14 protein-coding genes are annotated in these 11370 nt (G+C 39.1%); 5 read left to right on the top strand and 9 right to left on the bottom strand.

What is annotated here, in order from left to right:
* The first annotated feature begins 9 nt into the window (after positions 1-9).
* The gene (locus GNE10_RS00425; RefSeq protein ID WP_099066366.1) at positions 10-387 is read left to right on the top strand and encodes a hypothetical protein; all 378 of its coding nucleotides are present in this window, start codon (positions 10-12) and stop codon (positions 385-387) included.
* Positions 388-461: 74 nt separating this feature from the next.
* On the opposite strand, the gene GNE10_RS00420 is transcribed toward GNE10_RS00425, so the two are convergent.
* Genes GNE10_RS00420 through GNE10_RS00410 form a run of 3 tightly spaced genes read right to left on the bottom strand, consistent with a single transcriptional unit; the run spans position 462 to position 1687 of the window.
* Positions 462-956 carry a hydrogenase maturation protease gene (locus tag GNE10_RS00420; RefSeq protein ID WP_185563153.1) on the bottom strand — a complete coding sequence of 165 codons (495 nt, stop codon included), beginning with the start codon at positions 954-956 and terminating at the stop codon, positions 462-464.
* 27 nt (positions 957-983) lie between these two features.
* A complete protein-coding gene (locus GNE10_RS00415; RefSeq protein WP_185563152.1) occupies positions 984-1454 on the bottom strand; it encodes an HNH endonuclease in 471 nt (156 codons plus the stop codon).
* Positions 1451-1687: a hypothetical protein gene (locus tag GNE10_RS00410; RefSeq protein ID WP_185563151.1), complete on the bottom strand. Its 237-nt coding sequence runs from the start codon at positions 1685-1687 to the stop codon at positions 1451-1453. The genes GNE10_RS00415 and GNE10_RS00410 overlap by 4 nt, the downstream gene beginning before the upstream one ends.
* Before the next feature lie 55 nt (positions 1688-1742).
* On the opposite strand from GNE10_RS00410, the gene GNE10_RS00405 reads away from it, so the two are divergent.
* Positions 1743-2489: a GNAT family N-acetyltransferase gene (locus tag GNE10_RS00405; RefSeq protein WP_185563150.1), complete on the top strand. Its 747-nt coding sequence runs from the start codon at positions 1743-1745 to the stop codon at positions 2487-2489.
* Positions 2490-2562: 73 nt separating this feature from the next.
* Here GNE10_RS00405 and GNE10_RS00400 read toward each other — a convergent pair whose 3' ends face one another.
* Entirely contained in the window at positions 2563-2985 is a 423-nt protein-coding gene (locus GNE10_RS00400) for a hypothetical protein (RefSeq protein ID WP_185563149.1), read from the bottom strand.
* Between the two features lie 187 nt (positions 2986-3172).
* Between GNE10_RS00400 and GNE10_RS35645 the strand changes: the two genes are divergently transcribed.
* Complete coding sequence (locus GNE10_RS35645; protein ID WP_260446696.1) at positions 3173-3298, top strand: hypothetical protein; 126 nt, start codon at positions 3173-3175, stop codon at positions 3296-3298.
* 11 nt (positions 3299-3309) lie between these two features.
* Here GNE10_RS35645 and GNE10_RS00390 read toward each other — a convergent pair whose 3' ends face one another.
* The 4 genes from GNE10_RS00390 to GNE10_RS00375 form a co-directional block, all read right to left on the bottom strand.
* Complete coding sequence (locus GNE10_RS00390; RefSeq protein ID WP_185563148.1) at positions 3310-4251, bottom strand: ROK family protein; 942 nt, start codon at positions 4249-4251, stop codon at positions 3310-3312.
* Positions 4242-5003: a Mut7-C RNAse domain-containing protein gene (locus GNE10_RS00385; RefSeq protein ID WP_185563201.1), complete on the bottom strand. Its 762-nt coding sequence runs from the start codon at positions 5001-5003 to the stop codon at positions 4242-4244. Before GNE10_RS00385 ends, GNE10_RS00390 begins: the two co-directional genes overlap by 10 nt.
* A 142-nt stretch (positions 5004-5145) precedes the next feature.
* A complete protein-coding gene (locus tag GNE10_RS00380; protein WP_185563147.1) occupies positions 5146-5553 on the bottom strand; it encodes an HNH endonuclease in 408 nt (135 codons plus the stop codon).
* Complete coding sequence (locus tag GNE10_RS00375) at positions 5550-5909, bottom strand: hypothetical protein (protein WP_260446695.1); 360 nt, start codon at positions 5907-5909, stop codon at positions 5550-5552. Before GNE10_RS00375 ends, GNE10_RS00380 begins: the two co-directional genes overlap by 4 nt.
* A 1100-nt stretch (positions 5910-7009) precedes the next feature.
* Between GNE10_RS00375 and GNE10_RS00370 the strand changes: the two genes are divergently transcribed.
* The gene (locus GNE10_RS00370) at positions 7010-7987 is read left to right on the top strand and encodes a sucrase ferredoxin (protein ID WP_185563146.1); all 978 of its coding nucleotides are present in this window, start codon (positions 7010-7012) and stop codon (positions 7985-7987) included.
* 323 nt (positions 7988-8310) lie between these two features.
* Here GNE10_RS00370 and GNE10_RS00365 read toward each other — a convergent pair whose 3' ends face one another.
* Complete coding sequence (locus GNE10_RS00365) at positions 8311-9900, bottom strand: helix-turn-helix domain-containing protein (protein WP_185563145.1); 1590 nt, start codon at positions 9898-9900, stop codon at positions 8311-8313.
* 1063 nt (positions 9901-10963) lie between these two features.
* Here GNE10_RS00365 and fdxB point away from each other — a divergent pair.
* The gene (gene fdxB, locus GNE10_RS00360; RefSeq protein WP_185563144.1) at positions 10964-11257 is read left to right on the top strand and encodes a ferredoxin III, nif-specific; all 294 of its coding nucleotides are present in this window, start codon (positions 10964-10966) and stop codon (positions 11255-11257) included.
* The last annotated feature ends 113 nt before the right edge of the window (positions 11258-11370 follow it).

Here is an 11370-nt window from a genome sequence, read left to right as displayed (position 1 = left end):
GAAAAAGATATGGCTAGAAATATGTATTACTTAAATGGTGATGATTCGCATCCAGTACAACCGACATCGGCAGATATTATATTACGGCAACAACTAGAGTATTCTATTAGTAGATACTTTTACGATGGTTGCGATCGCACAATTCAAAGTCTGTTATCTAATTGCCGGTGGTACGTAACAACCCACGCCAGCGCTATGACATTAGTAATTGAATGTCCCGACCAAGTTACCAACTGGCGCATCTTACAAAAAATCGTCCCCATGGGAACATTACTTCACCAAATTATCAGCAGCGCCAAAATCCGCGTTTGTCCCCCAGAAGGACAAGGCGTACCTTTTGAAATGAGGGTAGATGAATTGTCTGTGTACCGTGATATGGCGGGATGAGGGAGATGGCAACGCCAAAGGGCAAAGGGGAAAGGGGAAAGGGGAAAGGAAAGATCCCTCCTTGTTCCTTTTTCCTACCCGAAGGGTTTTGCCCCATGCCCTATGCCCACATTTTTAATCAGTGCAGCTACCTCTTCAAAGACCAAATCAGCTGAATGTTTCACAACAGGACTTAATTCTAGTCCTAAATCAAGATTTGCTGCTTCAATTAAATAAACTGTCACATCTTCAGGAAAGTCATTTTGAAAGATTTTCCGTCCGGCGGCTAAAGCATTATCCCAACGAAAATCATGCAAATTATAACTAGGTTCTGGTAAAGCTTCTAATTCTTTTCCTGGAACTTTAAATACAGCACCAGGCTCAGAATTAGTTGAACTAGCATCAATAATTATTAATTGTTTACTACCTCTAGCTTGAAACATGACTTCCATTCCTGCTGTGCCACAGTCATAAACTCGCACATCAGGATAAGGGTTTTGGGCTAGATATTTTTGTAGGCGTTGAGCGATAATTACACCTACAGCATCGTCACTGCGATTGAGGTTTCCGCAACCAATAATAGTTAGCATGAGATAATATTTTATATTTTTTGATTCTTATTCTAATTCTCGATTCTGAACTTCTTGGCGCGGGTCAGAACGGGGAGGGTGAAAACCACCTTTTACCCAAAGTTGCCGAGATTTTTGTATGAAGCGATCGCTCCGCCGTTCATCATTTAAATCAATTCGGTTGCAAGTAGCTCGACCTGTAGGTGTGATACCGATAATTTTTGTACCATCTGCTGACCAGATAAAGTGTTCAGCCCACTGCGGCTGACGAGGATTAAATAAGAAAACTTCTTGTTCTGTTTCTGGGTCGATTCCTACTGTAAAATTATAGTGACGTTCATTGCACCGACGACAAGCTGAAGCCAAATTATCCACATCATCCGAACCCCCCAAAGATTGCGGCTTGATATGGTCGATTGTCAGGGGAGAGGTGCTGAAAAATTCTGGATAATGGCAGTATTCGCACCTAAATTTAGCACGATTTCGTACAAATTCTTGGATACTGTTAGGAATTGTCACGACTCAGATGCAATAGTGGCATTTATATAGCTAAAAATTGTATCTAATTCTCCAATAGCCTCTAGTTCAATGGCTTCTTCTGATGTCAGTGAATCAGCTTTTTTCTTATCCAGAAGTTCTTGCAAACGCGAACCTAGTTCTTCAGTAAATTTGAAAAGATTGAGATTATTGACTTTTTCAACTCTGATACCAGTCGTTAATAAAGATGAGGGTTTAATTACTACTTGATTCATAGTGTTATTACGATTCAGTATAATAGTATTATACTATGATATTTGCTTATTATAGATGACTCTAGATTCCATACATAGAACAGTTGAAGAAATATCATTAAAAGCATGGCCAGCTTTTGAAGCTATCAATCATCATGGTTGGGTGATGCGTTTTGCTGATGGCTACACCAAACGTGCAAATTCAGTGACAGTTTTGGATGAAATTGGTTTAGATATTGAGGAAAAAATTGCTTACTGCGAGTCTCAATATCGAACGCGCAAACAAAACCCTATTTTCCGTTTGCTTTCATTTACTAATCCAGAGGTGTTAGATAAAAAGCTAGCCGCAAGGGGATATGAAATAATTGAGCCATCGCTAGTAATGGAAATGAGATTATCAGAGCGATCGCTAAATATTCTCCCTGCTATTAATCAGGAAACTTTAGATGATTGGTTGGTTGCTTATCATAACTTAAAAGCTTCGAGAGAACAGCCATCAGCTATTCATAGAATGATATTAGCAGCAATTAAGTCAGAAACTTTATTTGCTTCATACAAACAAAACGATGAAATTGTTGCTTGTGGAATAGGCATTTTAGAAAGCGGTTATTTAGGGATTTTTGACATTGTTACGAGTCCGACGCAAAGGCGACGCGGCTATGCAACAGCAATTATTCAAGGTTTGCTTCAATGGGGTATTAATAAAGGATCTTACTTTTCTTACATACAAGTAGTGCAGGCGAATATTCCAGCTCGTAGCTTGTATGAAAAACTTGGCTACGAACCAATTTATGAATACTGGTATCGAGTAGGCTTTAATTGAAATTACTAAAACAGAGGCTTTGAGTAATAGTACAGACAAAGCCTCTGGAAAATAATTGTTCAGCGGACAAAAATCATAGTTCTACACCATGTTTTTTGGCAATTTCAGTCAGTTTTTCCAACTGATGTTGTGATGCTTTAGTTAATATGGTTTGTGCATCTTCTGGAAGAGTGCCTTCTTTAGGAATTAAATATTTTACATAAAGTGACACAAAATCAGCTACGACAGCCATACCAGATAAACCATGTTTGTCAGCTTCCTTACCAGCGATCGCTGCTACTAAACCTGCTTTAATGGGATCGGGTTTAACTTTCATAAACTGATCCACAAGCTTGGGAATATAATCTGCTGGTGGCAAATTATTCAACTTACTTTTATCTGGAGTAAAGTTACATGCTGCGGCTTTTGCCTGTTCGACAACACACCATTCTATGAATTCTTGCAATGCTGCATCGGGAACGCGAGGAAAATAGTTATGTAGCGCTAAATCAGACACAAGCTTACCGTGTAAATTTATGTTTTATGCAAGTGCATTAAAGCAAGCCTAACGCACTGTTTCTATAAGTTTTAGTGTGTTACGCTACGAGTTTTGAATAATTGGGCATTGGGCATGGGGCATGGGGCATTGGTTATTCTCCGCGTCTTTACGTCTCCCTCATCTCCCCGGTTCATAATCTGGGACGTTGATTATCTGTCGTGCTTTTGCGCCAATTTTAAAACAAAATGGAGGTGGAGCGATCGCTAACATGGTGTCAATGGTGGCGCGGGTAAATCTTCCTTATTTTGATTTTCAACAAAAATCCACTTAGACGGGTATTCATCACGCAGCCATGGCCACAGCGCCCCACAATGGCGCATCATCACCCAACGCCGCCGGTACAACTTCAAAATCTACTTCCGGTAAAGCCGTTTCCCGCGCCACTCGTCGCACCACACGCCAAAAATCTTCCCCCGCCTTCGTGACACCACCCCCCAATACAAAGCGCTGTGGATTTATTAAATTCGCCACATTCCCAATACCCACACCAAGCGCCCAAGCAGCTTTATACAAAACTTCCTTAGCCACATCATCCCCAGCCGCCGCCGCCTCACTCACTAACTGTCCAGTCAGTAGCGTTAAATCATCCGCGACTAAATTTCTCAATACTTTCCCAACTTTGTGAGGTTGATTTTCCAAAACTTCCCTGGCGTTTTGCGCCATATAAGGCCCTGAAGCCAACCGTTCCACACATCCCCGCTTTCCACACAAACATATCGGCCCAGCAGGATCTACAACCACATGTCCAATTTCACCAGCCATCCCGCCTACACCCCGCCAAGGCTGGCCGTTGAGTATCCAACCACCACCCACGCCGGTACTAACAGTTATGTAAAACAAACTATCGTAACCTTGTCCTGCACCAAAGCGATGTTCTCCCAAAGCAGCAACGTTAGCATCGTTATCGACACCAACACTCACGCCAAACTCCTCTTCCAATAGGTTTTTCAGGGGAATATTTTCCCAGCCAGGGACATGATGAGATAGTCGCACTGTGCCGGTGGAAGCATCTACAGGGCCGCCGAAACTGACACCGATGGCACTTGGTTTTGTATCTTCTAGTAAAGAGTAAATTAGCGATCGCATTATTTCCAAGTCAGTGCTAGCATCTGCATTCCCTGGCGACAGGTGGCGTTGGTAACGCAACCAGTTTCTCGAACCGATGTTTACTAATGCAGCCGCTAGTTTAGTTCCGCCAAAATCGAGAGCTAAAATTAATGACATTCATTCACCTGTTTTGAATTGAGTACTCCATCAATAAACTGTTGCAATCGTTCATAATGCGAACCTTTCCAATAAATTCGCTGACAACTTTGGCAACGTTGGAATTGATCAACCTGCGATTGCACATTTTCTGGTAGTTGTTCAATAATCAATTGCTTATCTACAGATTCTAATAATCCATTGCAGCGCAAACACCTTTTAAATGGCGAAACTAATTTAAATAAGTCGAAGCGCTGTAATATTTCCAGGATTTGTTTTTCGGGGTTAGTATTTCTCACATAATACCCATAGGTTACCAAACTACGCATCAATAAACCTTTATCACGAGTTAAGAGAATCCGTGTTTGGTTGTAAGATATCTTTGCTAATTCCTCATCTTCGTAATCATTGCGATATAAAGTATCAAACCCTAAAAGTCTTAGAGATGTTGCTAGTTTACCTAAATGAATATCTAAAACAAAGCGAATATTACTGAGGGTTTCTGGTAACAAATAAATACTTGGTGTAATATTACTCCTACTAGAAATTGGATAAACATCGATAATATCTCCATCTGTAACGATGTAAGAAAAATCTACATACTCATCATTAACTTTAATAAAATCAACTTCTGGGTGAGGAACGCCCAATGACTCGATGGTGTCCTTAATCGAGGCCCTCTCCTCAAAAGCATGGGAAATTCTGACTTGTTTTTGATGCCGTGGTAAAAAATGATTCAATTCTGCGTGAAAGTAGAAGTATGCGATCGCCATAGCTAGAAATCTTGGATTAACCAAATCAATGCAAGAATTTTAGATTTTAGATTGCCTTCGGGAATAAATCCACTAACTAACTATGTCAAATCAGCGATGTCTGGCGACAAGAAGCGTAGCTCTTTGGGCATGAACAGTAAACCTAAGAATACTCACCTACCCAAATCAACCTGTCCCGTTCTTCTAACCGCTCTGATTGATTAAATTGGAGAATTGCAACAGTTACTCGCCCAACTGCTGTCAATGGTGCTATCTCTGCTCCATTGAACTGAAAATGGTCGCTCCATTTTTGAGTCCTTGGATTGAAAAAGGGTGTTAGTTTACCAGTTTCAGGATCGAGTGACCCCAAATCAGTACCCTTTGCACGATTACAATACGGGCAGGCAAGAGCTAAATTTTCTGCTTCAGTAGTGCCACGATGTTTTTCGGCAATAATATGTTCCATCTCAAAGCTCAATAGTGCCGCACTCTGAGGAAATAAGCAATACTCACACCTTTGCTTGGCTCTTTCAATTACGAGTTTCCGTAATTGGGCTGATACATAAGTCATGGATTTTGGCGTAATTGCTTGAAAGCATGAGCTTTTGCCATACGGACAAAATGTTCTATGGTCAGATAGCGTTCTAGTTCAGCTTCACCTTTCGCTGAAAGTGTCCCTGCTTTACTTTCTGCTAGTAAATCACTCACACGAGTCTGGAATTCTGGTGAAGGTCGGATTGCTAGAATTTGTTGTGGTGTGGGCTGACTGGCCAGCAACGCAATAATCTGTTTCTCATCAAGAAAATTGCCAAACTGTTCGCTCAATAACTCTTGTAGACCGCGTTCTACTATCTCTTGTAAACGGTCTTGGAACTGCTGTAATTTTTGTCCTAGCTCCTCAGATACCTCAACAGTGATTTGCATCATCTAGCCCTGTTGTTTTTTAAATTTATCTATTAGCTATAAGTCTAGCTACAAATTTATCTATTAGTTTAATTTTATAAGTAAATAGTATAAATTCAATCTTTGCTAGTAAGTATAGTATCTATCAAGGAATCAAAGGTCGCTTAGTTAGGCTTTGTAAGGCTGTCCTTGGTCAGAGTTGACATTATTGAGAAAAATTATCTATTCTTTAATAAAGATCAATCCTTGTTTTAGCGACACTTCCCTAAGATGAATTGGCAATTTACCTTAATTTCAGCAACCTGCTGGAGACTAACAACTGTAAAGAAAATATAATAATTGTCAAGTGCTTACATTTATTATTGACTTCAGTTTAGAGTCAAGGCATACACCTAAAATCAAATCCTGATGTGATTTTCAGGAAGTTAGATTAGGTAACAGGGTAAATACTAGTGGTCTGGCAAGTCATCTTTGCTGGGTGAGGACTGGGGAAAGGGAAAGGGGAAAAGGGTAAGGGATTTAAAACCTTTCCCCTTTACCCCGCTAAGTTGACTTGGCGAACAGTGGTCTGCCAACCCAAAAATGCGCTTGTGAAGGCTGGGGAAGGGGTAAAGGGTAAGGGATTTAAAACCTTTCCCCTTTTCCTGACTTCTCTTAGAAGTCTATTGTGTTGGCAAAGGCTACCCAATCTATCGCTCCTAGTCGGCTGACTAGTCCAAGGCTAATTACTTTTATTTTTCTAAAAATATTGAGAATAATTCGCAATATGTATACCTAGATAGATACATTAGAATATTTGATTTTGCTAGAAAAAATGAACTTGACAATAGCTGAGTTTCAGTAAGGGAAAATAAATGAAATACCAAATAACAATAAAACTAAATACAAAATTAACGTTGCTCCTACGGAAAAATGTCTCTTGACACTGTTTATCTCTATTGGAGAGAATTGATTAATTGCCACCACATTAATCAACAATGATGTTATGAAGTGGCTACCTAGTTAAAACTAGGAAATACATATTGTTCTTTTTTATTTCCTGAAATCAAGGATATTGTAGCGAAGAACACAACTGTAGTGACCAACACATTTTGTCCATAAAATACACTAATGAGTATAGTTAGATGAATACCTTTTTTTGTTCTGATTATTCACGGCAAGCGGGAGAAGATATTATTGGTAGCGCCACCAATTACCAAACTTATATTTTAGTCGAGTGTCCTCCGCCTTGGACATCAGAAGCGTTTAATTCTAAATGGGTGCCTGAGAATTTGAGGATATTAATAGAGGAAGTCAAACGTGCCAAACTGCCAATTAGATTCCTCTTAATTGCCAATGATTTATCACACAAAGTTAATCAGACTACCCTTTTGATTTATCAAAAAAAAGAGGGTTTAACCAATGGATATCATAAACAAGAGTTTATACTACAAAATATTGAGCAGGTAGCAGCCGTTGTACAAAAATGGTTATGGGGTATCGGCTCTAATTCGGAAGTTGAAACTACTGCAACTAGAGATATTTTAGTGTGTACCCACGGTAGCCATGATAAGTGCTGTGCCAGATACGGAAATCCCTTTTATTTTCACGCTACAGCAACTATTTCCAATTTAGATTTAGACAATGTGCGGATTTGGAGATCCTCACACTTTGGCGGACATAGATTTGCGCCAACACTTATAGACATGCCAGAAGGAAGATACTATGGAGCTGTGGATGGAGATTCATTCACATCGATTTTGACTCGTACTGGTGATATTCAATGCTTGCAAAAAGTCTATCGAGGTTGGGGAATTTTACCTGCTGCACTTCAGATTTTGGAAAGAGAATTAATCCTGAGTCAAGGATGGGATTGGTTTAATTACAAAGTTGCAGGTAAAGTTTTAGAACAAAGTTTAGACAATAATACGATTCTAGCTGAACTAAGTTTTGAAAAAACCTCTGGTTCTCTCTATACTTACCAGGCGAAACTTGTAAAAGATATCACCAAGACTCAAAAACTTAAAAGTTCATGCAATGCTGCACAAGAGACAGTGATTAGTAAATACACTGTAGCGAGTCTTTGGCTGACTTCAACTAAGGTAATGACTTATAGTGCATAAAAAGGAGTCAGGAGTCAGGAGTCAGGAGTCAGGAGTCAGAATTCAGAATTCAGAATTCAGGAGTCAGAATTCAGGAGTTAGGAGTTAGGAGTTAGGAGTTAGGAGTTAGGAGTTAGGAGTTAGGAGTTAGGAGTTAGGAGTTAGGAGTCAGGAGTCAGAATTCAGGAGTTAGGAGTCAGGAATGCTGGAAGCAGGAAATTTAGATTTAACAGCTAGAAGCACCACCAAATTTTTGATTTGGTGTGATATTTCAGCTGTTATTTATCCACAAGTCACACAAAATTTATTCTGAATTCAGAATTCTGACTCCTGAATTCTTCTCCTTAACCCATATTCAAGACTTTTCGCAATAGTGCTTGGTCTTCTAATTTGGCTTTTAAACGACCATTTTCGATATCTCGAATCCAGCTTTGGCTTTTACCTGCTAGCTTGGCTAATTCTCTTTGGGAGAGATTCAAATTTTTTCGCGCTTCTAAAATTTGTTCCCCCAACAAATCGCCTGTAACTGGGGACTTTCTTTTATTCTTAACACTTCGTCGCTGCTTTTTGTGTGATTCTGAGATTTGTTGTTCCCATTCTGATGGAAGTTCAAAAGCCAATATCCGCGCATTCATGAGTAGATTCCACTTCCCACGAGGGCCTGTGTCTGTGAGGCGAGTTTCAGCACCACCGTCATTAGTCCAAAATTCTAACGCTTCATCTGGATCTTCGGGAATATCCATTAACTTGGCCCACAAAGGTTGAATTTCTGGTGGGTAAGTAATTGGATCGAAAATTGGTTTCATTCCATAATGATTGAGGATTTCCAAATCGCTTTCAAAAGTTCGTAGTAGGCGTTTGCGTTCTTCGCGTTGTCTGGATGCAACGGCGATTTTTTCTTCACCGTAAGCAATACGCATTAATGTCGGAACGGTGATGCGTTGTTCTTTACCCATTTTGGTTTTGAACAACAACCACAACATGAGTCGCACTGCTCCTTCATGTTGTTGCCAAATGCTCATGACTGTGGTTAGCAGAGTTTTAGGAAGACTACCATATTGATAGAATGCGGTTCGTTCAGTAAGTGCTTGTTTGTTTAAGAAATATTGCGCCCAAATACCGGCTTTGACTTTAAAAGTTAGTCCAATGAGATATTTGCATCCCAGAGCATCTTCTTGAAAGTGGTGTTGAATGTCCACTAAGTGCCATAAACGACTTTGTGTGATAGAAAATCCGTTAACTCGGCCTTGTTGAGGCCAGTCGATGGAGATAATCAACGAGCAAGCTTGCTGTACAAGATTTTTCATTAAAGCCAGCTTGGCAGCTTTGTTTAAATCTTTGCGTTTCTCCATCCCCAAATACTTCTCGATTTGGCGTTCATCGATGGTAAATTCTTGTTCCCAAGGTTTATCTAAAGCTGTGGCATAAGCCGCAAAAATTAGATGTATGCAAGCGGCTCTAATATCCAGTCCCTCAATTGCAGTTAAATCTGTGGCTTTGTCATTCACCTTAAAGGGATCTTGGATATGAAAAGCGATCGCTCCTTTGCCTTGGTTGACTAGTCTGTTGTAGGATAAGTAACCTTGTTCGTCGATTTCCCAATTTAAGGATGTACGCTGGGCCAATACATTGCAAGCTTCCCAAATGGCGATCGCTGAAGCAAATGGATTATTCTTGCCGTTAGAAAACAAATCTAAGCTGCTAGCTTCTCTCGGCTCAACTTTACATCTCCCCTTTTTTGCCTGCCAAGGAATGGGAGAATTAGTGGGACAGGCAATTACACATTGTGGCTTTGGATAATAACCCTCACAATTGTTACAAAGATAAGGATCGATCCAATATTCATCGTCCTCTATTTTGATTGCACCCGTAGGACATTGGGGGCGGCAGTTGTCACATCCAACGCAACTGTTGTTAGGAATCGTGTAAGGCATAATGGCTCTGTTCCCACTCTAATCGTTGAGATGTCTGGCTCAGGTCTCCCCTGGATGAGTCCTGTTTATCAAGAACGGGAAGGGGAAAGGGGAAAAGGTAAAAACCTCGCTCGTTGTGTGGATTTGCGCTAGTGTCTCGTAAGAGAAGAGTTCATTCCTTTTCCCTTTTCCCTTTAACCTTTTCCCCTCTTGTTTTATCAGTCGCTACCAATTATCTTGATGGCGAGAATAATCTTTTCTCACCACACTAAATTCCCCACATCCATATTTGACTTTGCATCCAATTGAAAGCTATGTAAGGCTTTCAAGCCGAGCCTAAGATTACTTCTTTATTAACTATACATTTCATAAATAAAATAATTAAGTTGTTCGTAATGAGCTTAGAAAAAATCTTAACAATTATGGAAATATGTACCAAACGAACATATTATCTTTAACCATAAAACCTTAACCAAAGTCTTTTTAGTCATCATTTCAATTTGCAGCAGTTCCTTTGCGACTGATTTATTAATAATTTTAATATTTATTGCTTTATAAAATTCTGCCATCAACTTTACAGTTTCTTCATGATAATCTCTATTTCTGCTAGATAACTATGGAACACAAGTAATCTTTACTTTGTCAGCATTCATCTAAATATTGAATAAAAAGATAAATCCAAAATTGTTGCTTTGAAAAATACATATTCTACATATCAAAATGTAACTCATAAACATTAGATTTTGTATATGTTGATACGACAAATATATATTTTATTGCTTAAATATCAAAATATTTGCAAATAAATATCATCGCTTTTACACTCAGATTTTTCTATCTAGTAAACAATAAATATCTGTGAGCCAGACTCAACAGATATTTAATTCATAAATATAGGTGAGTAATTATTGGCAATAAATTGCATTTATAAAAATTTAAACAAAGGCAATGTGTTTTTGTATTTAAAAGTCATCAAATATTGATGGAATAAATCATTATTGAACATCAAAAAAACAAAATATTAGGATAATATAATGATTAAAGTAGGAACAAATTTTCAGGCGCAATTGCCGAGGATTAATTCATGGCACAACTAACAGGATTGACATTTGGTGGTAAGAGTTGGACACCGAAATTTGCTCAAGAAATTGACAAAGATAAATGTATCGGCTGTGGCAGATGTATTAAAGTATGCGGTTACAATGTACTAGGTTTGAAAGCACTCAACGAAGAAGGTGAATTTGTAGAAGACGAAGATGATGAAGAAATTGAACGGAAAGTAATGGCAGTTACTTATCCAGAAAACTGTATTGGTTGTGAAGCTTGTTCGCGGATTTGTCCTAAGAATTGCTACACCCATGTTGCATTAAACAATTAAGGTTTTTGGGATTAGTAAATATTGTTGTTCGTTTCAGGAGGTACTGTTTGTAGAAAGGGCAAATATACTTAGCAAGGTAACTAGAGGGTAATGTATATATTTACTTGGACTAG

Source organism: Nostoc sp. 2RC, assembly GCF_014222165.1.
GTDB lineage: Bacteria > Cyanobacteriota > Cyanobacteriia > Cyanobacteriales > Nostocaceae > Nostoc > Nostoc linckia.
Note: the sequence above shows the minus strand (reverse complement) of the source record. Positions and strands in the feature narration are given on the sequence as shown.